Genomic DNA, 22179 nt, shown 5'->3' on the forward strand with positions numbered 1-22179 from the left:
ACATGACCGAAACCGCCGCCAAACAGATCCAAGGCCGCACCGGCCCCTGGGAAATCGTTCTGGGTCTGGAGATCCACGCCCAGGTGGCCAGCAAGTCCAAGCTGTTCTCCGGCGCCGCCGTCGGCTTCGGTGCGGGGCCGAACCAGCAGGTCAGCCTAGTCGACGCGGCCATGCCCGGCATGCTGCCGGTGCTGAACGGCTTCTGCGTCGAACAGGCGGTCAAGACCGGCCTGGGCCTGAAGGCGCAGATCAATCTGAAGAGCCGGTTCGACCGCAAGAACTACTTCTACCCCGACCTGCCGCAGGGCTATCAGATCAGCCAGTTCGACCAGCCGATCGTCGGCGAGGGCGTGGTGACCGTCGAGCGTGACGACGGCACGACCTTCGACGTGCGCATCGAGCGCCTGCACCTGGAGCAGGACGCCGGCAAGTCGCTGCACGACCAGGACCCGAACGCCACCTATGTCGACCTCAACCGGGCGGGCACGGCGCTGATGGAGATCGTCTCCAAGCCCGACATGCGCACCTCGGAAGAGGCCGCCGCCTACGTCAAGAAGCTGCGGACGATCCTAGTCTATCTGGGCACCTGCGACGGCGACATGGAGAAGGGCAACCTGCGCGCCGACGTCAACGTCTCGGTCTGCCGCCCCGGCGACTACGAGAAGTTCCGCGCCACCGGCAGCTTCAGCCACCTGGGCACCCGCTGCGAGATCAAGAACGTCAATTCCTACCGCTACATCCAGCAGGCCATCGAATACGAGGCCCGTCGCCAGATCGAGATCCTGGAGGACGGCGGCAAGATCGACCAGGAGACCCGGCTGTTCGACCCGAACAAGCTGGAGACCCGCTCGATGCGCAGCAAGGAAGAGGCGCACGACTACCGCTACTTCCCCGACCCGGACTTGCTGCCGCTGGTGCTGGACCCCGCCTGGGTCAAGTCGATCGAAGAGACCCTGCCCGAGCTGCCGGACGCCAAGAAGGCGCGGCTGCAGAGCCAGTACGGCCTGTCGGCCTACGACGCCGGCGTGCTGATCATCGAAAGCGACCGGGCCGACTATTTCGAGGCCGCCGCCAAGGGCCGCGACGCCAAGCTGGTCTCCAACTGGGTGACCAACGAACTGCTGTCGAAGCTGTCGGCGAACGGCCGCGAGATCGCCGCCTCGCCGCTGCCGGCCGCCGACATCGCCCAGCTGGTCGAGCTGATCGAGACCGGCGTCATCAGCTCCAAGATCGCCAAGGAGGTCTTCGAGCACATGTGGGCCGGCGAGGGCCGTCCGGCGCAGATCGTCGAGAAACGCGGCCTGGTGCAGATCAACGACACCGGCGCCATCGAGGCGGCGATCGACAAGCTGATCGCGGCCAATCCCGACAAGGCTGCGGCCGTGAAGGAAAAGCCCCAGGCCATCGGCTGGTTCGTCGGCCAGGTGATGAAGGAGACCGGCGGCAAGGCCAATCCGGCCACCGTCAACGACCTGCTGAAGGCCAAGCTCGGGCTCTGAGCCCGCCGACCCCGCAGGCATAAGAAAGGCCCGCCGCGGATGCGGCGGGCCTTTTTTGTCCGCGGAACGCCGCCTTACGGCTTGGGGGTTTCCGAGGTGGCGGCGCCGGCTTCGGCGTCCGACTTGTGGTGTTTCTTGTGTTTTTTCTCAGGCTTGGCCGCGGTGGCGTCCGTACCGCTGGCGCTGGGGTCCGAAGCCGTGGCCGAGGTCGGCGAGCCGCTGGCGGAGGCGGAGTCGGCCTGGGGCGCGGCCAGGGTCGAATCCGTGCCCGTCGTCGAGGACGTCGATGAGGCGGAGGGATCGGTCATCGAGGAGGACGGCGCGCTCTGGGTGGTCTGGGCGGAGGGGTCGGTGGCCGGGGCGGTCTGCTGGGCCAGGGCCGATCCGGCGTAACCGGCGGCGGCCAGGGCGAGGACGGCGGCCGAGATGCGGAGGTTGATCATGGGAGCGTCTTGTTGCTGTCGCGTCGGAAAGTGACACGAGACCGACGCTGGCCCTCGAATGCGGTGGGATTGGCCCGTCAATCAGGCGTTTTAGTCGCATTCATGGCAAGGATACGGCGAGGGCGGCGCTCCCAGGTCCAGTCCAGGAACGCCGCCGAGGCGTCAGGTCGACATTCGTCTAGTCGTTGATGATGTCGAAGATCAGACCGGTGGCGATGGCCGCCAGCACATAGTCGTTACCGGTGCGATACCAGTAATAGCCACGCGGCGGCGGACGCAGGCGATAGCGGCCGTAGTCGCGGATTACATAGGTGTCGCCGCGATAATAGGGCGGCAGGTAGCCGCCGCGACGCCAGGCGCTATAGCCGGGGCGGAAACCGGGGCGGCCGTAGTAATAGGCCGGCGGCGGGCCGTAGCTCCAGCGGTTGTTGTAGTAATAGCCGTTGTGGCGGCCGTCATCCCAGCGGTCGTGCCGGTCCCAGCGGTCGCGGTCCCATCCACGATGGCGGCCGTTGTCGTGGCGATCCCAGCGGTCGCCCCGATCCCAGCGATCGCCGCGGTCGTGGTCGCCGCGGTCATGGTGGTCCCAGCGTCCGTGATCCTGAGCCGACGCCTGGCCGGCCATGGCCATCGGCCCGGCCACGGCGGCCATGGCGGCGATGGTGAGCAACAGACGTTTCATGTCGTCTCCTTTTGGTCTGACGATCCGCGGACCGCCATTTCCCTCGACCTCGGCCTTCAATCTCCGCCTCTTCGGCTGAACCTGATCTGAACGGCGCCGTCAGGCTGTGTCCGGGCGCTTCCCGCATCCGGGCGAACCGGCTAGACAGCCGGCCATGACCCAAGCTCCCCAAGTCCGCGCCCTGAAGGCCGGCGTCATCGGCGCCGGCGTGTTCGGCGGCTATCACGCCAAGAAGTACGCCGAACTGGCCGGCGTGACCCTGGCGGCGGTGTACGACATCGACCTGGCCCGGGCCCGGGCCCTGGCCCAGCCGCTGGGCGCCGAAGCCTTCGACGACCTGGCCGGCTTCCTGGCCGCCGTCGAGGTGGTCACCGTCGCCACCCCCGCCGTCCATCACGCCCCGGCGGTGCTGGCGGCGCTGCGGGCCGGAAAGCCGGTCTATTCGGAAAAGCCGCTGGCCGTGACCCCGGCCGACGCCGACGCCCTGGTGGGCGAGGCCGCCAAGCGCGGCCTGGCCCTGGCCTGCGGCCACCAGGAGCGGGTGGTGTTCCAGGCCATGGGCCTGCTGGACATTCCCGAGCAGCCCTTGCGCCTGGAAGCGGTGCGGCGCGGCACGCCGTCCGACCGCAATCTCGACGTCTCGGTGGTGCTCGACCTGATGATCCACGACATCGACCTGGCCCTGGCCCTGTGCGCGGCCGACCCGGTGACGGTGGAAGGCGAGGGGGCGGTGACCCGCTCGACCTCCCTGGACTGGGTCAAGGCCGAGGCGACCTTCGCCAACGGCTTCACCGCCGTGTTCGACTCATCGCGGGTGGCCGAGGCCCGCGAGCGGACCATGAAGGTCGTCTATCCCTCCGGAGAGGTCGAGATCGACTTCCTGGCCCGGACCTTCCGCAACACCACCCCGTTCCCGCTGATCGAGGACTTCACCGCCACCCCCGCCGGCCAGGACCCGCTGGGCCTGAGCGTCGCCGGCTTCCTGGCCGCGGTGCGCGGCGACGCCCCGCGTCCGGTGGTCACCGGCGAGGAGGCGGCGAGAGCGCTGGACCTGGCCCTGGCGGTGGAGCAGGCCTGCGGCTGAGCCGCTACGGCGGAATGAGGCTAGGCAGAGACGTCCATCCTACTCCGTCTCCCCGGCGAAGGCCGGGGCCCAGATCATAGGGCGGGGTATTTCGGACAAGCGGCCAGCATGACGGCTGAACCTGGGCCCCGGCCGTCGCCGGGGAGACGGGGTGAAAGGCGACCCAGCCGTCAACGATCACGCGTTAGGGAACCAGCAGCAGGCTCCCGGTCGTGCGCCCGGCCTCCAGGTCGGCCTGGGCCTGGCCCGCATCCTCCAGCGCATATTCGCCGCCGATCTCGACGGTGAGGTCGCCGCGCTCAAGCGCGCCCAGCAGGTCGGCCGCAGCCGCTCGGTAGCGCGGCACGTCGGCGACATAGGCCATGATGCTGGGCCGCCACAGGGCCAGGCCCCGCCGGCTGAGGTCGGCGACCGCGACCGGCGGAATCGGACCGGCGGCCTGGCCGACATTGACCACCATGCCGAAGGGCGTGACGGCGTCGAAGGTCCTGCGCAGATAGTCGCCGCCCAGGCCGTCATAGGCGACGTCGACGCCTCGGCCGCCGGTCAGGGCCAGGGTCTCGCTGACGAAGTCGGCGTCGCGGCCGACGATCACCTGCTCGGCCCCCGCCGCCTGGGCGATCTTCGCCTTGGCCTCGGAACTGACCGTGCCGATCACCGACAGATCCATGCGCCGGGCCCAGCGGGTCAGCAGTTGACCCAGCCCGCCGGCGGCGGCGTGGATCAGGACGGTCGAGCCCGGGGCCGCCGGACGCGGGCCGCGCAGCAGCATCTGCACGGTCAGGCCGCGCAGCATGGCGCCGGCCGCGGTCCGCGTGTCGACGCCGTCCGGCAGCCGGATCGCCCGGACCGCCGGCAGGTTGCGGGCCTCGGCGTAGCCGCCCAGGGGCGCGCCGGCATAGGCGATGCGGTCGCCGGGCGCGAAGTCCGTCACCCCGTCGCCGACCGCCTCGACCACGCCCGCCCCCTCGACGCCCAGCACGGCGGGCAGCGAGATCGGGTAGAGGCCGGTCCGGTAATAGACGTCGATGAAGTTGACGCCGGACGCGGCGTGACGGACGCGAAGTTCGCCTTCGCCCGGCGCGGGCAGGGGGCGACGGGCCGGTTGCAGGTGTTCGACGCCGCCGACGCCGACAAGTTCGATGCTGCGGACCATGGGGTCTCTCCTCTTCGAGGCCCAAGGATTCGCAGGTCTTCGATCCTCTGAAAATTCCGTAGGATCGCACACGATCTGTGCAAAAATGCATAGATGGATTGGGAAGACCTTCGCCACCTGGCCGCCGTGGGCCGCATCGGCTCGCTGTCGGGCGCGGCCCGGACCCTGGGCGTCGACCACGCCACGGTCGGTCGCCGGATCGCCGCCCTGGAGGCGCGCACGGGCCTGCGGCTGCTGGAGCGCCGCGGCCGCGGCACGGCCCTGACCGACGCCGGCGAACGGGTCGCGGCCCTGGCCTTCGACATGGAGGACCGGGCGCTGGCGGTCGAGCGCCTGGCCCAGGCCGAGCGCCAGCCGAGCGTCGCCGAGGTGGTGGTCAGCGTCCCGCCGGCCCTGGCGATGTTCATGCTGGTCGAAAGCCTGGCCGAGCTGCGGCGCGTTCAGCCGTCGATCACCGTCACCCTGCGCGGCGAGGCCTCGCTGGTGTCGCTGACCCGGCGCGAGGCCGACCTGACCCTGCGTCTGCAGGCTCCGAGCGAACCGACCAGCGTGGCGCGCAAGGTCGGCGAAATGGCCTACGGGCTCTACGCCGCGACCGACTATCCGCACGGGCCCGACGGCGACTGGTCGCTGGTCAGCTATGACGCCGAGATGGACCGGCTGCCGCAGCAGGAATGGCTGCTGGCCTTCGCGTCCGGCCGCCCCATCGGCTTTCGCGCCAACGACATGAGCATCCTGCAACCGGCGGCGCGGGCCGGCCTGGGCGTGGCCCTGTTGCCCTGCTTCATGGCCGACGGCGATCCCGGACTGCGCCGCTGGTCCGGCGACAAGCCGCCCAATCGCGGCCTCTGGCTGGCCGTGCACGAGGACCTGCGCCGCTCGGCCGCGGTGCGGGCCGTCGGCGACCACATCGCGGCCGTCCTGCATCGCCATCGCGACCGCCTGCTGGGTGTGTAGCGCGCGATTTTGCCGCTTCTGCGATGTGTTCGCACCCGGCGGGGTGGTTTTCGGCCTCGATCTGGCGTTCCGGGAACGGATTTTGCGTCCACGCCCCCTTCCTTCAGCTTGGCGGCTGGAGTAGGTCAGCCTCTCGATTTCCAAGGGCCTAGACCATGACCAAGAACCCCGACGGCAGCTGGGACAAGTCCAAACTCCCGAGCCGGCATGTGACCGAGGGGCCGGCCCGCGCGCCGCACCGCTCGTATTACTACGCCATGGGGCTTGGCACCCGCGAGATCGCCCAGCCCTTCGTCGGCGTGGCCTCGTGCTGGAACGAGGCCGCGCCCTGTAACACCGCCCTGATGCGCCAGGCCCACGCCGCCTCGCAAGGCGTCAAGGCGGCCGGCGGCACGCCGCGCGAGTTCTGCACCATCACCGTTACCGACGGCATCGCCATGGGCCACGAGGGCATGCGCAGCTCGCTGGTCAGCCGCGACGTCATCGCCGACTCGGTCGAGCTGACCATGCGCGGCCACGGCTATGACGCCCTCGTGGGCGTCGCCGGCTGCGACAAGAGCCTGCCGGGCATGATGATGGCCATGCTGCGCCTGAACGTGCCGTCGGTGTTCCTGTACGGCGGCTCGATCCTGCCGGGCCGCTTCCAGGGCCGCGACATCACCGTGATGGACGTGTTCGAGGGCGTCGGGGCCCACGCGGCCGGAACCATGGACGCCAAGACCCTGTGCGAGCTGGAGCAGCACGCCTGTCCGTCGGACGGGGCCTGCGGCGGCCAGTTCACCGCCAACACCATGGCCTGCGTGTCGGAAGCCATCGGCCTGGCCCTGCCGCTGTCGTCAGCCCTGCCGGCCCCTTACCTGGACCGCGACCAGTACGCCGTCGCCTCGGGCGAGGCGGTGATGCGGCTGATCGAGCAGAACATCCGCCCGCGCGACATCTGCACCCGCCAGGCCTTCGAGAACGCCGCTGTCGTCGTCGCCGCAACCGGCGGCTCGACCAACGGCGCCCTGCACCTGCCGGCCATGGCCCACGAGTGCGGCATCGAGTTCACCCTCAAGGACGTGGCCGAGATCGCCGCCCGCACGCCCTACATCGCCGACCTCAAGCCGGGCGGCCGCTATGTCGCCAAGGACATGGGCGAGGCCGGCGGCGTGCCCATGCTGCTGCGCACCCTGCTGGACGCCGGCCTGCTGCACGGCGACGTCATGACCGTGACCGGCAAGACCCTGGCCGAGAACCTGGCCGACGTGGTCTGGCGCGACGACCAGGACGTCATCCGCCCGGTCTCCAATCCGCTGTCGCCCACCGGCGGCGTCGTCGGCCTGTGGGGTTCGCTGGCTCCCGACGGCGGCATCGTCAAGGTGGCCGGCCTCAAGCACCAGGTGCACCGCGGCCCGGCCCGGGTGTTCGACGGCGAGGCGGCCTGTTTCGAAGCGGTGTCGAACCGCGACTACAAGGAAGGCGACGTCCTGGTCATCCGCTACGAAGGCCCCAAGGGCGGGCCGGGCATGCGCGAGATGCTGTCGACCACCGCCGCGATCTACGGCCAGGGCGTGGAGAACATCGCCCTGATCACCGACGGCCGCTTCTCAGGGGCCACGCGAGGCCTGTGCGTCGGCCACGTCGGTCCGGAAGCCGCCGTCGGCGGGCCGATCGCCCTGATCCAGGACGGCGACATCATCAGCATCGACGCCACCCAGGGCACGATCGACCTCGAGGTCGACCCGATCGAGCTGGAGAACCGTCGTCGCCATTGGCAGCCGCGCGGGCACGACTACAACAGCGGCGCCATCTGGAAGTTCGCCCAGCTGGTCGGGCCGGCCTATCTGGGCGCCACGACCCATCCCGGCGCGGCGAAGGAAACCCACGTCTACGCGGATATCTGAGCGGAAATCTACGACGCGGGCGCCGGGGCGGCTGGAGGAGGAGGTTCCGAAGCGTTGTCGGCGCCGGACACCCATTCTGAGAAGAGCGGGTGCAAATCCCGGCCGCTGGACGCTTCCATCGCCTTCTCCAAGTCCATGCTTGTGACCAGGCCGCCCGCGTGCTTGCGGGTATAACGCCGCAGGCCGGCCCAGAAGGCGTCTTCGCCCAGGATGGCGCGCAGATGGTCCATGAAAAGCGCGCCCTTGCTGTACTGGACCGCGCGCCGCGTCGCCAAGTTGGGATAGCGCCCGTCCCAGGCCAGCGGCTTGTCGAAGCCCGCCGCCCGCGCCTTGTCGAGCCGGCCCCGCGCTACGGCCAGTTCGGCGTCATAGGCGGCGCGCCCGTATCGGTGCTCCTTCCAGGCGGCGGTCATGAAGGTGGTGATCCCCTCATTGAGCCAGAAGTCCTGCAGTGTCGCGCAGGTGACGAGATTACCCCACCATTGGTGGGCGAGCTCATGCACGACGGCCCAGTCCTCCGTCGGATCATCCGCCTTCGTCGCAAGCGCGTCGACGCCAAGGACCGAATAGGTGGCCGCTTCCTGCGCCTCGCGGCCCTCGACCAGAAGCTGGCTGTACTCAGAGACGGGGAGCGGCGCGCCAGCCCTGTCGGAAAGAAATTGAACCATCTGACTTGTCTCGGCGAACCGCCGTTTCAGCTCGGCCGTGTCGGCGACGTCGCTCAGATAGGAGAGCTTGGCCGATCCAATCCGATCGCCAGCGCGCGCAAATCTCCCGACCGCGAAGCCGAAGAGGTAGGGTGAATAGGGGCGGGGCGCCTTCCACCTATGAACTTCGCCGCCGTCGCGAGTCGGGGCCCTGGCGATCAGGCGGCCGACCGAGAGCGTATCCATTCCGGTCGGAACGCGAAGCGCCAATGAGAACGCCGCCTTGTCGCCGAACCGGTCTTGGGGACAGATCATCCAATCGCAGGCGAAGTAGGTCGTGTAGAGGGAGGTCGCCGAGCCGGACAAGCCGCGCGCGGGTCGACCATGATAGGTCAGCGCCAGCCTGACGATGCGCCCGCGGGCGAGCGGCTTGGGAAGATCGAAGCTGAGGACGTCTTCCTGAACGCTGGCGGCGACGGGGACGCCGTCCAGGGTCGCGCTGTCGATGCTCAGCGCATTGCCGGTGAAGCCGAGCCGCTGAAGCCGATCGCCCGTCGCGCGAAGCGTGATCGTCTCGCGTCCCGCCACTGTCCTGTTCCGGATGTCCGGTGTCAGTGCGAGATCGTAACGCGTGACGTCGAAGCCTTGGCCCGGCGACGCGTCGGCAAGCCCGGGGCTCGTCAGCCCGATCAGGGCGACAGCCGTCGCGAGCGCGCGAAACCGCGTTTCGGCGGCTGTCCGCCATGAGCGGACGATGAAGCTAGAACGTGCTCTCTCCGCGCCGCTCGACCTCGCGGTAGAAGCGATACTCCAGCACGGTCTCGAATTCGCTGGGCGGGACGACCCGCCGGGCCATGTCCAGGGGGCCGGGCTTGGGAGTGTAGGCGGCCGGCCGGATCCGGGACCGCAGATTGGCCGGTTTGGCGACGGGCGCAATGTCGGCCACGGTCTGAGCGAGGCTGGCCGCGCGTTCGGCGTCGCTGATCCGTCCGTCATGATCGGCGTCGGCGGGGTCGAGCCGCAGGCGCAGGGGCTGCTGGGCCAGGGCCAGGCCTGGAGCCAGCAGGGCGGCGACGAGCGCCAGGGCTGTGATGGGACGCGAAACGGACATCCGGATCTCCCACGGTTTTGAAAGCAGCGTCGAGCGCCGCCCGGCCTACTTCTTGATCTTCCTGAAATCCTTGTAGAACAGCTCTTCGGGCGGCCGATCCTCCGGCGCCGGCGCGCGGAAATCGTTGGGGCGCAGCAGGCCCTGGTCGAACATTGTCCGACGCTGTTCCACCGCCGCCGCGGCGCGGGCCGGGGCTGGCATCCGGACGGGGATGATGGCGCCCCGATCGCGGTCGAGCCAGGCGGCGGCTTCCTCGGGGCTGACCGCGCCGTCGCGATCGAGGTCGGCGGGGTTCAGCGCCAGCGGCTGCGGCGCGGCCAAGGCTGGTCCGGCCAGCAGGACGCCGATCGTAGCGGCGGCGAGGACGAGGCGCATCGGACGAAACTCCCAGGCGAACCTCGTCATTAGCGGCGCCGCATCGGCCCCTGTCAACGCCAGGTGGCGCTTTAGTCATCCAGGTCGAACGGCAGCTCGTCCTGGTCGTCGCGCGGCGGCCGGGCGGCCTTCGACAGCGGCTTGTAGGGCTTTTCCAGCACCAGCGGCGGTTCGTCGTCCAGGTCGTCGTCCCAGGGAGCCTCGGCCGGGTCGGCGGTGGTGTCGAGGGTGTCGAACAGCGGGGCGGTGGCGGCCGGACGGGCTTCGGCGGCCGCCGCGACGGTCTCCAGCGCCGGCTGGTAGGGCCTGGGCGGCTCGGCGCGGGCCGGGCGCGCGATCTCCGGCTCCGGCGGCGGGCGCGACAGGTCGACCGGTTGGGTCTTGGGGGCCAGCGGCCGGCGTACGATGGCGTCGGCCCGCAGCAGCCAGCGGTTGGCTTCCTGGATGGCGTCGGCCGGCGAGCGGGTCTCGCGCCGCTGCTGGTCGCCCTCCAGCCACAGGTCCAGTTCGAAGTCGGGATGGCGCGGGTCGTCGAAGATCAGCTTGAGGGTCACCCGGGCGGCCTGCTGGACGACCTGGTCGATGGCCCGGCGCGGCTCGCCCCGATGGACCCGGCCGATCACCTGGCCGTCGACCGACAGTTCCGCGCCCATCAACTCGTCGATGCGGTAGATCAGGCACCAGGCGCCGCTGTCCCAGGCCACGGCGGCCTGGTTGCTGGTGAAGTTGAAGCCGGCCCCGCGCCCGCGCCCTTTGGCGACGATCACCGTCTCGGGGGCGCCCTTAAGCACGTGCCGCAGGGCCCGGCGGATTCGGCGGTCCTCGTCCATGAACCAGATCGCGGCGCTGCCCGCGCAGGTCACGGCGGACGCCGACAAGGTCACGAGCACCAAAAGACGCCAGAGTTCGCTCATGAGGTCAGGCTAGCGAGAGTCCCGGTTTTCGAATAGGGCCAGCATCGTCGCGGAAGCGGGATCAGAGCCTCAGCTCGGCGACCACCGGCACGTGGTCCGACGGCTTTTCCCGGTCGCGTTCGTCGCGATGGATGACCACGCCGGCCAGCTTGTCCGCCGCCTGGGGCGACAGCAGCAGGTGGTCGATGCGGATGCCGAGGTTCCGCGGCCAGGCCCCGGCCTGGTAGTCCCAGAAGGTGTAGCCGCCCGGCGTCCCATCGGCCTGCATATAGGCGTCGGTGAAGCCGAGGTTCTTCAGGGCCCGGAACGCGGCGCGGCTTTCCGGCTGGAACAGGGCGTCGCCCAGCCAGGCCTGGGGATTGGCCACGTCCTCGGCCTCTGGGATGACATTGTAGTCGCCGGCGATGACCAGCGGCTCCTCCAGCTCAAGCAGCCCGCGGGCGTGGGCCTGAAGTCGCCGCATCCAGGCCAGCTTGTAGGCGAACTTCTCCGTGCCCAGCGGGTTGCCGTTGGGCAGGTAGATGCCGGCCACCCGCACCGGGGTCGGCGCGCCGATCACCGCCTCGATATAGCGGGCCTGCTCGTCGACCTCGCCGTCATCCAGGAAGGGCAGGCCGCGCCGGACCTCCTCGAGCGGGAACTTCGACAGCATGGCCACGCCGTTATAGGTCTTCTGGCCGTGGACGGCGACGTTGTAGCCCAGGCGCTCGAAGGCCTCGGCCGGGAACTTCTCGTCCAGGCACTTGATCTCCTGCAGCACGGCGACGTCGGGCGCGGCCGATTCGAACCAGCCCAGGACGTTGTCCAGACGGGCGTTGATGGAATTGACGTTCCAGGTGGCGATGCGCATCGAAGGCTCCGTGAGGCGGGCGGAGGCTAGGGCGCATGGGCCGGGCGCTCAAGTCGCGGTTTGGGGATTTCACTTGGCCGCGGGCTATGAGCGGTGGGTCTGGCAGGTGCCGACGCGATCCCCCCAGCCTCAAGTCCTTAGCGCGGAGCCCGCGGCGAAGCGCCCACGGCCTGTCCGGCTTGGAAGGCCGACAGCAGATTGGCCTGGACGCTCATCACCAAGGCCGCCGCAGCCAGGATGGAGGTGATCATGGTAATGACAACCGTCCATCGCGTAGCCTTGTTGTCGGCCTTGTTTTCAGCCTTCAAGGCGTTCATCTGCGCTATGAAACCCTGGTCGCCGGTCAGGATTTCGCCCAAGCGGTCGAGTTTGCTGTTGAGTTCGACGAAGCGTGTCTCGCTTCGCGCCTCCGCGGCCTCCAGCCTGGCGTCCATCTCTTCGCGCGTCATGGCGTTCATCCTGCGATCGACAGGGTTCGAATTCAATTGGCTTTTCGACGCGACCATCTTCTTCCCGCCGGCGTCCGCTTCCGTTCCGCTGCTTGCGTGTTTATGGTTTGTTCCTCTTCCTTAGCGAGAGACGCTGCGCAGATCAACCGTTGGAATTTGAAAGCTCGCGAGGCCCTAGATCGAGAAGCTGACGCCGCAGCCGCAGCTGGACTTGGCGTTGGGGTTGCGGACCCGGAACTCGGCGCCGGCCAGTTCGTCGACGAAATCGATCTCCGAACCCTTCAGCAGGGCCAGGGAGACCACGTCGACCAGGGCCGCGGCCCCGTCGCGCTCGACCCTCAGGTCGTCGGCCTCTGCGCTGTCGACCAGGTCGAAGCGGTATTGGAAGCCCGAGCAGCCGCCGCCGTCGACGGCGACGCGCAGCATCACCGGATGGCCTTCCATCTGCGAGATGGCGTGCAGCCGGCGGGCGGCGTTGGGAGAAAGCGTTACGGCGGTGTCGGTCATGGCTGTGGAAAACCCGTGCTTGGCCTATATGAGGGTGTCCGCGCCCCAGGGAAAGGGGGCGATCAGCAAAGGCCGCCCATGTCGTCTCCGTTCATCGTTCCGCGCGCCCCCTACGCCGAGGACTCGGCCAAGTCGCGCGGCCGCCGCTTCCAGGAAGACGAGAGCCGCACGCGCACCCCCTTCGCCCGCGACCGCGACCGCATCATCCACACCTCGGCCTTCCGGCGCCTGAAGGAGAAGACCCAGGTCTTCGTCGCCCACGAGGGCGACAATTTCCGCACCCGCCTGACCCATTCGCTGGAGGTGGCCCAGGTGGCGCGTTCGCTGGCCACGGCCCTGGGACTGGATTCGGATCTCGCCGAGACCATCGCCCTGGGGCACGACATCGGCCACCCGCCGTTCGGCCACGCCGGCGAGGATGAGTTGCAGGACAAGATGGCCCCCTATGGCGGCTTCGACCACAACGTCCAGACCTTCCGCGTCGTCACCGAGCTGGAGCGCCGCTATCCCGACTTCGACGGGCTGAACCTGACCTGGGAGACCCTGGAGGGGATCATCAAGCACAATGGCCCGGTGACCGCAAAGCTGGGCCAGCCGTCCTGGAAGGCGATCTCCAAATACGACGCCGAGTACAAGCTGGGCCTGAACACCTGGGCCTCGGCCGAGGCCCAGGTCGCGGCCCTGGCCGACGACATCGCCTATAACAACCACGACGTCGACGACGGGGTCGAGGCGGGGCTGTTCACCCTGGACGAGCTGATGGACGTGCCGCTGATCGGTCCGATCCTGGCGGCCGTGCGAAGCGAGCGTCCGGATCTGGACCTGCGCCTGACCCGGCTGGAGGCCGTGCGGCGGATGATCGGGGCGATGGTCGACGACGTGATGGGCGAGACCCTGCAGCGCGCCGCCGCCACCGGCGTGGCGTCGGCCGACGAGGTGCGGGCCCTGGACCACGCCCTGGTCGCCTTCTCGCCGGACATGGCCGAGGACCTGGCCCGCCTGCGGCAGTTCCTGCACGCCCGCATGTACCGCCACTGGCGCGTCAACCGGACGCGCAGCCAGGCTCGCCGCATTCTGGCCGAGATGTTCAGTCTGTTTCTGGCCGAACCCGAGGTCCTGCCGACGGAATGGTTCGCCCGCTCGCAGAACCGCGACGAGGCCGGCCGCGCCCGCGTGGTCTGCGACTATATCGCGGGCATGACCGACCGTTTCGCCATCGAGGAGCACCGGAAATTGTTCCAGCTGGATGTCTGGAACTAGCCCGCGCTTTCGGAGTGGTTCTGGCTAGGCTCGGGCTTCGATAAACTGCGGTGGCGCGCGCCTGATTCGCTTTTTGTTCGGCGGTCCGCGCGCATGAAGTCTGGAGCCTCGACGCGAATGTCCGATCCCCACCGCGGCGCCTATACGCCGCCCACCGATGCGCCGCTCTCGTTCGACGCGCGTCAGCCGGTCCGCGGCTCCCGGCCCCTGCCCATGACCCTGATCATCAGCGCCGTGGTCCTGGCCACGCTGCTGGTCGCGGTGCTGCTGATCTATCGCGGCGGCGTGCGGGGGGCCAACGAGCCGCCGCGCACGGTCGGCGAACCGGTGGCCCAGGTGAAGGCCCCTCCGGCGGCGGGAACCGCCCAGCCGACCGATCCGGCCGCCGGCCTGCAGATCTACAAGAACGAGACGCCCGAGGCCTCGCCGACCTTCGCCGCACAGCCCGAGGCGCCGCTGCCGCGTCCGGCCGCGCCGCCGCCGACCGCGCCGGTGCAGACCGCGACCCTGGCCCCGGCCAAGCCGGCTCCGGCGGGGCCCAGCGCCCCGGTCTCGGCCGCTCCCGCCGCCGCCAAGCCGCCCGCCCGCTCGCCGACCATCGAAGGCCTGGCCACCGCCGCGGTCGCGCCCAAGCCGCCCATTGGCGCGCCCAAACCGCCCATCGGTGCGGCCAAGCCGCCGACGGCGGTCGCCGCCGCCTCGGCCGGCGGCCCGGCCAGCGTGCAGATCGGCGCCCTGTCCTCGACCGCCCTGGCCGACAAGGCCTGGGCCGACGCCGCCCGCATCGCTCCGGGGATGGCCGCCGGCAAGGGCAAGAAGGTCGAGGCGATCGACAAGAACGGCGCCACGCTCTACCGCACCGCCGTCACCGGTTTCGCCAGCCGCGCCGAGGCCAAGGCCTTCTGCGACGCCCTGAGCGCCGCCGGCAAATCCTGCTTCGTGAAGTAAGGGAGCAGGTCGCTTGGCCAGCATCTCCGCCGCCATCCTCGGCTGCGCCGGGACCACCCTGACGGCGGAAGAGGTCGCGTTCTTCCGGGACGTGAAGCCGTGGGGCTTCATCCTGTTCCGGCGCAATATCGAGAGCCCGGACCAGGTGCGGGCCCTGACGGCCGCCCTGCGGGCCACGGTCGGCCGGGCCGAGGCGCCGATCCTGATCGACCAGGAGGGCGGCCGCGTCGCCCGCCTGGGCGCGCCCCACTGGAAGACCTATCCGCCCGGCCGGGCCTATGGCGAGCTGGTCGCCAACGACCCGCTGGTCGCCCGCGAGATCACCCGTCTGGGCGCGCGGCTGATCGCCCATGACCTGCTGTCGCTGGGCGTCAATGTCGACTGCGTGCCGGTGCTCGACGTGCCCGATCCCAAGGGCCACGAGATCATCGGCGACCGCGCCTATGGCGACACCCCCGAGCAGGTGGCGACCCTGGGCCGGGCGGCGGCCGAGGGCCTGCTGGCCGGCGGCGTGCTGCCGATCATCAAGCATATCCCCGGCCACGGCCGGGCGATGAGCGACAGCCACCTGGAGCTGCCGGTGGTCAAGGCCAAGCTGGCCGAACTGGAGGCCCGCGACTTCGCGCCGTTCCGCGTGCTGTCGGACATGCCGATGGCGATGACCGCTCACGTCGTCTACACGGCCATCGACCGCAGCCGTCCGGCCACCACCTCGAAGAAGGCGATCCGCAAGATCATCCGCGAATCCCTCGGCTTCGACGGCCTGCTGATGAGCGACGACCTGTCGATGAAGGCGCTGTCGGGCGATTTCCGGCAGCGGGCCAAGGACAGCCTGGCCGCCGGCTGCGACATGGTCCTGCATTGCAACGGCGACATGGCCGAGATGAAGGCGGTGATGTCGGGCGTCGGCAAGCTGTCGCGCGAGGCCCGCCGCCGGGTGCAGGCGGTCATGGGGCGGCTGGTCAAGGTTCCCGAGCCGCTGGACGTGGCGGAGGCCCGCGCCCGCTTCGACGCCGCCTTCGAAGGGCGCTTTGCGTGAGCACGGGCTTCCAGCCCACCCTCGACTTCGAGGCCGCCGACGCGGCGGCCGAGGACGGCGCGGCCCTGGTCATCGACATCGACGGCTATGAAGGTCCGCTGCACGTGCTGCTGGCCCTGGCGCGCAGCCAGAAGGTCGACCTGCTGCAGCTGTCGATCACCAAGCTGGCCGAGCAGTACCTGGCCTTCGTGCAGCAGGCCCGCCGGGTGCGGTTCTCGTTGGCCGCCGACTATCTGGTGATGGCCGCCTGGCTGGCCTATCTGAAGTCGCGCCTGCTGCTGCCCAAGCCCGAGCGGCCCAAGGCCGAGGAGCCGCCGGCCGAGGAGATGGCCGCCCAGCTGGCCTTCCGCCTGGCCAAGCTGGACGTGATGCGCAAGGCCGTCGAGGCCCTGAAGGATCGGCCGATCCTCAGGCGCGACGTGTTCATGCGCGGCGATCCGGAGGCGGTGAAGATCGTCTCCTCGACGCGGTTCGAGGGCGACCTCTACGCCCTGATGACCGCCTATATCACCCAGCGCAAGCGCGAGCACGGCCGCCACTACGCCCCGCGCCCGCCCCAGGCCTATCCGCTGGAGGACGCCCGCGATCGCCTGCGCACCCTGCTGCCAGAGATGGCCGACTGGACGACCCTGTCGGGCGTCGCCCCGGTCGACCGCTACGAGGACGATCCCGACGGCCCCAGCCCGGCCAGCTACCTGGCCTCGACCCTGTCGGCCAGCCTGGAGCTGGTGAAGGAGGGGCTGCTGGAGGCCCGGCAGATGGAGGCGTTCTCGGACGTCTATCTGCGGACGAGGGCCGAGCCGCTGGAGCCGATCGCTTGACCCTCGATCCTCTGTTCACCGAGCGCTGCATCGAGGCCTTGCTGTTCGCCGCCGCCGAGCCGCTGAGTTTCGAGGACCTGGCCAAGCGCCTGCCCGAGGGCGCCGACATCGGGGCGGCCCTGGCCGACCTGCACGCCCGCTACGCCGGCCGCGGCATCGAGCTGGTCCAGGTGGCCGGCCGCTGGCGCTTCCAGACCGCCGTCGACCTGGCCTTCTTGATGACCGAGGAGCGCGAGGAGCCGCGGCGGCTGTCCAAGGCCGCCCAGGAGACCCTGGCGATCATCGCCTACCACCAGCCGGTGACCCGGGCCGAGATCGAGGCGGTGCGCGGCGTCCAGGCCAGCCGCGGCACCCTGGACGTGCTGCTGGAGCTGGGCCTGGTGCGGATGCGCGGCCGCCGGCGCACGCCCGGGCGGCCGGTGACCTTCGGCACCACCGACGCCTTCCTCGAGCATTACGGCCTGGCGACCTTGAGCGACCTGCCGGGAATCGCCGAGATGCGCGCCGCCGGCCTGCTGGCCCTGGACCTGCCGCCGGGCTTCACCGTGCCCGACCCGATGGGCCTGCGCCCGGGCGAGGACGAGGACCCGCTGGAGGACGGCGACGAGGCGCCGGAATTCGCGCAGGATTTCCTCGGGGAGGCCTGAAGTTCTTTCCTTCTCCCGCAAGGAGAGAAGGGCGCGCTGCGGCAATTTCGCCGTTCGCCCGTGAAGCGGCCGGCGGCGCTTGGCGCTCGGCCTCGCAACCGCCTATATTAAGTGAAATATTGTGGTATGGCGTGCGTCCGGTCCCGGGGGGCCGCGTACGCGAAGGAGCATGGCGATATGGGTAGTTTGAGCATCTGGCACTGGCTTGTCCTGGCCGCCATTGTCGCGATCTTCTTTGCGCGTCCCGGCAAGCTGTCGGGGATCATGGGCGACGCCGCCAAGGGCATCCGCGCCTTCAAGGACGGCCTGAAGGACGACACCAGCAGCGAGACCGCCGACAACAAGGCCAACGGCGCGCTGCCGCGCACCGAGGCCGAGAAGGAAGACCTGCGCAAGTCGTAGGCGATGGCGGCGTGGCGCGGCCCAAATCGCCGCCACGCCAACGCCTCGGGCCTCGTGAAAGCGGGGCGGGGCGCGTGACTTTGACAGCGGCGCGACGGTCGGGCTTCCCCCGGACCGGAAAGCGCTCTAAGGCCGGCGGCTATGCTTCCTGATATCGGTGGATCCGAACTGCTCGTCCTGGCGATCGTCGCCCTGATCGTCGTCGGGCCCAAGGACCTGCCCGTCCTGTTGCGCAAGATCGGCCAGTTCGTCGGCAAGATGCGCGGCATGGCTTCGGAGTTCCGGGCCAGCTTCGACGAGATGGCCCGCCAGTCGGAGCTCGACGAGCTGCGCAAGGAGGTCCAGGCCATGCGCTCGGGCCAGTACATCCAGCCGTTCAAGGACGCCGCCGACGCGGCCCGCGACGTCGGCCTCAACGAGACCTTCGCCGAGATCGACGCCAGTCTCAACAGCGGCGCGGTCCAGCCCTATCCGCCCGCCGCCGCGCCCGAATCGCCGGCCGTCGCCGAACCGGCCGCGCTCGACGCGCCCAAGCCCCGGCCGCGGGCCAAGGCCAAGCCGAAGGCCGCGCCGACGCCTGAACCTGCGGTCGAGATCAAGCCGGCCAAGGCCCCCGCCAAGCGCGCGGCCCGCAAGACTGACGAGATCTCGGCCCCGCCGCCGAAGAAGACCCGGGCCTCCAGGAAATCGGACATCATCTCTTGACCCAGGCCCTCGGACACGACCCCGACGAAGCCGAGATCGAGGCCTCGCGCGCGCCGCTGCTCGAGCACCTGGTCGAGCTGCGCACCCGGCTGATCATCTGCGTGGCCGTGCTGGCCGTGGCCTTCATGGTCTGCTTCTTCTATGCCGGCCCGATCTACATGTTCCTGCTGCACCCGTTCCAGGTCGGCTCGGAACTGCTGGCCGCCCAGAAGGCCAGCGGCGGCCATCACGGCCCGTTCGACCTGCTGCTGGCCCTGATCGGCCTGAAGGAAGTGCCCCACGCCGGGACCGGCACGCTGAAGTTCGTCTACACCGCGCCGCTGGAGTTCTTCTTCACCAAGATGAAGCTGGCCGCCTTCGGGGCGGTGGTGGTGTCGTTCCCGGTGATCGCCTGGCAGCTGTACCGCTTCGTCGCGCCGGGCCTCTACCGCAAGGAGCGCCGCGCCTTCCTGCCGTTCCTGATCGCCTCGCCGGTACTGTTCCTGATGGGCGCGGCCCTGGTCTATTTCGTCATGCTGCCGTTCGTGCTGTGGTTCTCGCTGAGCCAGCAGATCACCGGCGGCGGGGCGATCGAGGTGCAGCTGCTGCCGAAGGTCTCCGACTATCTGAGCCTGGTGACGACCCTGCTGCTGGCGTTCGGCCTGTCGTTCCAGCTGCCGGTGGTGCTGGCCCTGGCCGGCCTGGCCGGGCTGGTCAGCTCCAAGCTGCTGCGCGAGGGCCGGCGCTACGCCATCGTCGGGGTGTTCCTGATCGCCGCCATCGTCACCCCGCCCGATCCGATCAGCCAGATCACCTTGGCGATCCCGCTGTGCCTGCTCTATGAGGTGTCGATCTGGTGCGTGTGGCTGATCGAACGCCGCCGCGCCAAGGAAGAGGCCGGGCAGGGCACCGACGTGGCGGTGGTCTAGGACCGCCGTCGTCAGCCATCCTACAAGCGACGTCGTCAGGCCTTGATCTTCGAGGCGATCGACCAGCTGTGGCCGAACGGGTCGACCAGTTGGCCGTAGCGATCACCCCAGAACTGGTCGGCCAGCGGGAAGCGCACCGTCGCTCCGGCCTCGACCGCCCGGTTCCACCACAGGTCGGCGTCGTCGACCTGCAGGTGCAGGGTGACCGCCGACGGCGGGACATAGTCGCCATGGGCCATCTCGCTGAAGTGGTCCGACAGCATCACCCAGTCGCCGTTGATCAGCAGCCGCGAATGCAGCAGGCGCTCGCCGTCGTCGGCGGTGTTGCGGAAGGTCTCCTCGGCGTTGAACGCCCGCTTGTAGAAGTCCACGGCCGCCTGGCCGCCGACCACGGAGAGATAGGGGGTGATCCCGGTTTCGGGACCTCGGGTCGGGTCGCCGTCGTTGGTCATGGTGGTTCCTCCCGCTATTCAGTAAACCTACTCCATGTCCGATCTTTTCCAAGCCGCCGGCCTGACGCCCCATGCGCCCAGCCCGCTGGCCGACCGCCTGCGGCCCCAGAGCCTCGACGAGGTCGTGGGCCAGGAGCACCTGCTGGGCCCCGACGGCCCGATCGGCCGGATGGCGGCCGCCCGCCGCCTGGCCTCGATGATCCTCTGGGGGCCGCCCGGCACCGGCAAGACCACCATCGCCCGCCTGCTGGCCAAGGCCGGGGGCTATGAGTTCATGCAGATCTCGGCGGTGTTCTCCGGCGTCGCCGATCTGAAGAAGGCCTTCGAGCAGGCCCGGGTGCGCCGCTCGGCCGGCCAGAGCACCCTGCTGTTCGTCGACGAGATCCACCGCTTCAACCGCGCCCAGCAGGACGGCTTCTTGCCCTTCGTCGAGGAGGGGATCGTCACCCTGGTCGGCGCCACCACCGAGAACCCGTCGTTCGAACTGAACGGCGCCCTGCTGTCGCGCTGCCAGGTCTTCGTGCTCAAGCGCCTGGATGAGGAGGCGCTGGAGGCGTTGCTGGTCAAGGCCGAGACCGCCGAGGGGCGCAAGCTGCCGCTCGATCCCGACGCCCGCGCCACCCTGGTCGCCATGGCCGACGGCGACGGCCGCTATCTGCTGACCCTGACCGAGACCCTGCTGGCGGTGGGCACGGACACACCGCTCAACCCGACCCAGCTGGGCCAGTTCCTGCAGAAGCGCCGCCCGGCCTACGACAAAAACCGCGAGGAGCACTACAATCTGGTCTCGGCCCTGCACAAGTCAGTGCGCGGCAGCGATCCGGACGCGGCGCTCTACTGGCTGGCCCGAATGCTGGAGGGCGGCGAGGACCCGCTGTTCATCGCCCGCCGCCTAGTGCGGATGGCCAGCGAGGACATCGGCGCGGCCGATCCCTTGAGCCTGCTGCTGACCACCGCCGCCAAGGACGCCTACGACTTCCTGGGATCGCCCGAGGGTGAGCTGGCCCTGGCCCAGGCCGTGGTCCACATGGCCAGCGCCCCGAAGTCCAACGCCGTCTACACGGCCTACAAGGCCGCTCGCCGCGCCGCCAAGGAGACCGGCAGCCTGCCGCCGCCGGCCCACATCCTCAACGCCCCGACCAAGCTGATGAAGTCGCTCGGCTATGGCGACGGCTACGCCTACGACCACGACGTCGAGGGCGGGGTGTCGGGCCAGAATTACTTCCCCGACGGCATGGCCCGGCCCAACCTGTACGACCCCAAGCCGGTCGGGGCCGAGGCCAAGGTCAAGGAACGGCTCGACGCCTGGAACCCCTTGCGGCGGGAGGGGAAGTAGGACGTTGCGGTGTTGAATTCATCCTGAATTCATGTTTCCGTTTCGTTCCATTTGTTTTCGAGGGCGAGGGATGCCGCGTCTGATACGCAGTGCTGAGCAGGAAGCGCATCTCAAGGTGCGCCTCAAACTCCTCACCGCCAATTTGACGACCTATGCTTATGCGATCGTCGGGGCCTCGTTCGTCGAACCCTATATCAAAGGGGCGGGGTTCAAGGCGGCGAGCTATGTGGGCATGGTTCTGGCGCTCGTCCTGCATGTGCTGGCGTGGTATGTTGCGCCCCACGGAGAGACGTCATGACCCCGCTGGAAGCCATGATCTGCATTCTCGGCCCTGTCGGGATCGCGGTTGGAATCTATGGCATTTTCCTCAGGCGCGAACTCGACGCCCTGATAGCGCGTCGCGAGGGGAAGCATCACGCTGAATAAGTCGAACGCCACGAGCCCCCGTTTCCGCACCCCGCCCGCCCAGCCCCAGCCCAAGGCGTCCGACACCCCCATCGCCCTGACGCCGGAGGAGGTCGCCTTCACCCGGTCACTGGTGATCTACGAGGACGACAGCGTCTTCGTGCTCAACAAGCCCGCCGGCCTGTCCAGCCAGGGCGGCCGCATCCGGGCCCATACGCTGGACGACCTGCTGTGGGCCCTGGCCCGTCGCGACAGGCCGCGGCCGCGGCTGATCCACCGGCTGGACCGCGACACCTCCGGGGTGATCCTCACCGCCCGCACCAAGCCGGCGGCGACCTTCCTGGGCAAGGCCCTGATGGGCAAGCGGTTCCGCAAGACCTACCTGGCCATCGTCGCCCCCGGCGCGCCCGAGCCGCGCGGCGGCCAGATCGACAGCCCGCTGCGCCGCGAGTCGATCGGCCGCGAGGCCTATATGCGGGTCTGCCCGCCTGACCACCCCGAGGCCGAGGCGGCCCGCAGCCGCTACCGCACCCTGGCGACCGGGGAGGGGGCGGCCCTGGTCGAGCTCAGCCCCGACACCGGCCGCATGCACCAGCTGCGGGTCCACATGGCGTCGATCGGCCGGCCGATCGCCGGCGACAGCCGCGAGGGCGGGGGGCGGATGCTGGGCGGGGCGCCGGTCGCCCGGCGGTTGCT

The 22179-nt window shown here is 69.6% G+C and carries 27 protein-coding genes; 16 read left to right on the forward strand and 11 right to left on the reverse strand.

The window, feature by feature from the left end; translation table 11 throughout:
* Positions 1-2 precede the first annotated feature (2 nt).
* Positions 3-1499, forward strand: coding sequence for an Asp-tRNA(Asn)/Glu-tRNA(Gln) amidotransferase subunit GatB (gatB, locus tag ACIPQB_RS21950; protein ID WP_446487370.1), 1497 nt, complete (start codon positions 3-5; stop codon positions 1497-1499).
* 74 nt (positions 1500-1573) lie between these two features.
* Here the strand turns inward: gatB and ACIPQB_RS21955 are convergent, their stop codons facing one another.
* On the reverse strand, positions 1574-1942 hold the full coding sequence (locus ACIPQB_RS21955) for a proteophosphoglycan 5 (RefSeq protein ID WP_446487371.1): 369 nt from the start codon (positions 1940-1942) through the stop codon (positions 1574-1576).
* A 178-nt stretch (positions 1943-2120) separates the two neighbouring features.
* On the reverse strand, positions 2121-2624 hold the full coding sequence (locus ACIPQB_RS21960; RefSeq protein ID WP_446487372.1) for an RcnB family protein: 504 nt from the start codon (positions 2622-2624) through the stop codon (positions 2121-2123).
* Between the two features lie 154 nt (positions 2625-2778).
* Here ACIPQB_RS21960 and ACIPQB_RS21965 point away from each other — a divergent pair, with 154 nt between their 5' ends.
* A complete protein-coding gene (locus ACIPQB_RS21965; protein ID WP_446487373.1) occupies positions 2779-3708 on the forward strand; it encodes a Gfo/Idh/MocA family protein in 930 nt (309 codons plus the stop codon).
* Positions 3709-3892: 184 nt separating this feature from the next.
* On the opposite strand, the gene ACIPQB_RS21970 is transcribed toward ACIPQB_RS21965, so the two are convergent.
* Positions 3893-4864 carry a quinone oxidoreductase family protein gene (locus ACIPQB_RS21970; RefSeq protein WP_446487374.1) on the reverse strand — a complete coding sequence of 324 codons (972 nt, stop codon included), beginning with the start codon at positions 4862-4864 and terminating at the stop codon, positions 3893-3895.
* Positions 4865-4957: 93 nt separating this feature from the next.
* Between ACIPQB_RS21970 and ACIPQB_RS21975 the strand changes: the two genes are divergently transcribed.
* Complete coding sequence (locus ACIPQB_RS21975; protein ID WP_446487375.1) at positions 4958-5821, forward strand: LysR family transcriptional regulator; 864 nt, start codon at positions 4958-4960, stop codon at positions 5819-5821.
* Between the two features lie 155 nt (positions 5822-5976).
* Positions 5977-7707, forward strand: coding sequence for a dihydroxy-acid dehydratase (gene ilvD, locus ACIPQB_RS21980; protein ID WP_446487376.1), 1731 nt, complete (start codon positions 5977-5979; stop codon positions 7705-7707).
* An 8-nt stretch (positions 7708-7715) separates the two neighbouring features.
* Here ilvD and ACIPQB_RS21985 read toward each other — a convergent pair whose 3' ends face one another.
* From ACIPQB_RS21985 to ACIPQB_RS22015, 7 genes are all read right to left on the reverse strand, one after another.
* The gene (locus ACIPQB_RS21985; RefSeq protein WP_446487377.1) at positions 7716-8942 is read right to left on the reverse strand and encodes a M1 family aminopeptidase; all 1227 of its coding nucleotides are present in this window, start codon (positions 8940-8942) and stop codon (positions 7716-7718) included.
* Positions 8943-9114: 172 nt separating this feature from the next.
* Entirely contained in the window at positions 9115-9465 is a 351-nt protein-coding gene (locus ACIPQB_RS21990; RefSeq protein ID WP_446487378.1) for a hypothetical protein, read from the reverse strand.
* 45 nt (positions 9466-9510) lie between these two features.
* A complete protein-coding gene (locus ACIPQB_RS21995) occupies positions 9511-9840 on the reverse strand; it encodes a hypothetical protein (protein WP_446487379.1) in 330 nt (109 codons plus the stop codon).
* Positions 9841-9911: 71 nt separating this feature from the next.
* Complete coding sequence (locus ACIPQB_RS22000) at positions 9912-10754, reverse strand: hypothetical protein (protein ID WP_446487380.1); 843 nt, start codon at positions 10752-10754, stop codon at positions 9912-9914.
* Between the two features lie 61 nt (positions 10755-10815).
* Positions 10816-11604 carry an exodeoxyribonuclease III gene (gene xth / locus ACIPQB_RS22005; RefSeq protein WP_446487381.1) on the reverse strand — a complete coding sequence of 263 codons (789 nt, stop codon included), beginning with the start codon at positions 11602-11604 and terminating at the stop codon, positions 10816-10818.
* A 137-nt stretch (positions 11605-11741) separates the two neighbouring features.
* Positions 11742-12053: a hypothetical protein gene (locus ACIPQB_RS22010; protein WP_446487382.1), complete on the reverse strand. Its 312-nt coding sequence runs from the start codon at positions 12051-12053 to the stop codon at positions 11742-11744.
* A gap of 174 nt (positions 12054-12227) precedes the next feature.
* On the reverse strand, positions 12228-12560 hold the full coding sequence (locus ACIPQB_RS22015; protein ID WP_446487383.1) for a HesB/IscA family protein: 333 nt from the start codon (positions 12558-12560) through the stop codon (positions 12228-12230).
* 78 nt (positions 12561-12638) lie between these two features.
* Here ACIPQB_RS22015 and ACIPQB_RS22020 point away from each other — a divergent pair, with 78 nt between their 5' ends.
* From ACIPQB_RS22020 to tatC, 8 genes are all read left to right on the forward strand, one after another.
* Complete coding sequence (locus tag ACIPQB_RS22020; RefSeq protein ID WP_446487384.1) at positions 12639-13820, forward strand: deoxyguanosinetriphosphate triphosphohydrolase; 1182 nt, start codon at positions 12639-12641, stop codon at positions 13818-13820.
* Positions 13821-13937: 117 nt separating this feature from the next.
* Entirely contained in the window at positions 13938-14768 is an 831-nt protein-coding gene (ftsN, locus tag ACIPQB_RS22025; protein WP_446487385.1) for a cell division protein FtsN, read from the forward strand.
* A gap of 13 nt (positions 14769-14781) precedes the next feature.
* Positions 14782-15807 (forward strand): beta-N-acetylhexosaminidase, encoded by a 1026-nt coding sequence (nagZ, locus tag ACIPQB_RS22030; RefSeq protein WP_446487386.1) that lies wholly within the window; start codon positions 14782-14784, stop codon positions 15805-15807.
* Entirely contained in the window at positions 15804-16628 is an 825-nt protein-coding gene (locus tag ACIPQB_RS22035) for a segregation and condensation protein A (protein ID WP_446487387.1), read from the forward strand. Before nagZ ends, ACIPQB_RS22035 begins: the two co-directional genes overlap by 4 nt.
* Positions 16625-17275, forward strand: coding sequence for an SMC-Scp complex subunit ScpB (gene scpB, locus ACIPQB_RS22040; protein WP_446487388.1), 651 nt, complete (start codon positions 16625-16627; stop codon positions 17273-17275). The genes ACIPQB_RS22035 and scpB overlap by 4 nt, the downstream gene beginning before the upstream one ends.
* A gap of 177 nt (positions 17276-17452) precedes the next feature.
* Positions 17453-17677 (forward strand): twin-arginine translocase TatA/TatE family subunit, encoded by a 225-nt coding sequence (locus tag ACIPQB_RS22045; RefSeq protein WP_446487389.1) that lies wholly within the window; start codon positions 17453-17455, stop codon positions 17675-17677.
* A gap of 141 nt (positions 17678-17818) precedes the next feature.
* Entirely contained in the window at positions 17819-18382 is a 564-nt protein-coding gene (tatB, locus tag ACIPQB_RS22050) for a Sec-independent protein translocase protein TatB (RefSeq protein WP_446487390.1), read from the forward strand.
* On the forward strand, positions 18379-19290 hold the full coding sequence (gene tatC / locus ACIPQB_RS22055) for a twin-arginine translocase subunit TatC (protein WP_446487391.1): 912 nt from the start codon (positions 18379-18381) through the stop codon (positions 19288-19290). The genes tatB and tatC overlap by 4 nt, the downstream gene beginning before the upstream one ends.
* Before the next feature lie 35 nt (positions 19291-19325).
* On the opposite strand, the gene ACIPQB_RS22060 is transcribed toward tatC, so the two are convergent.
* Positions 19326-19742 (reverse strand): VOC family protein, encoded by a 417-nt coding sequence (locus tag ACIPQB_RS22060; protein ID WP_446487392.1) that lies wholly within the window; start codon positions 19740-19742, stop codon positions 19326-19328.
* A gap of 34 nt (positions 19743-19776) precedes the next feature.
* On the opposite strand from ACIPQB_RS22060, the gene ACIPQB_RS22065 reads away from it, so the two are divergent.
* From ACIPQB_RS22065 to ACIPQB_RS22080, 4 genes are all read left to right on the forward strand, one after another.
* On the forward strand, positions 19777-21078 hold the full coding sequence (locus ACIPQB_RS22065) for a replication-associated recombination protein A (RefSeq protein ID WP_446487393.1): 1302 nt from the start codon (positions 19777-19779) through the stop codon (positions 21076-21078).
* A gap of 70 nt (positions 21079-21148) precedes the next feature.
* Entirely contained in the window at positions 21149-21376 is a 228-nt protein-coding gene (locus ACIPQB_RS22070) for a hypothetical protein (protein WP_446487394.1), read from the forward strand.
* Positions 21373-21504: a hypothetical protein gene (locus ACIPQB_RS22075; RefSeq protein WP_446487395.1), complete on the forward strand. Its 132-nt coding sequence runs from the start codon at positions 21373-21375 to the stop codon at positions 21502-21504. The genes ACIPQB_RS22070 and ACIPQB_RS22075 overlap by 4 nt, the downstream gene beginning before the upstream one ends.
* Positions 21497-22179 (forward strand): RluA family pseudouridine synthase (locus ACIPQB_RS22080; RefSeq protein ID WP_446487401.1); only part of this gene is annotated, 683 nt, incomplete at its 3' end. The genes ACIPQB_RS22075 and ACIPQB_RS22080, both read left to right, overlap by 8 nt.

The organism is Caulobacter sp. LARHSG274, from assembly GCF_052871235.1.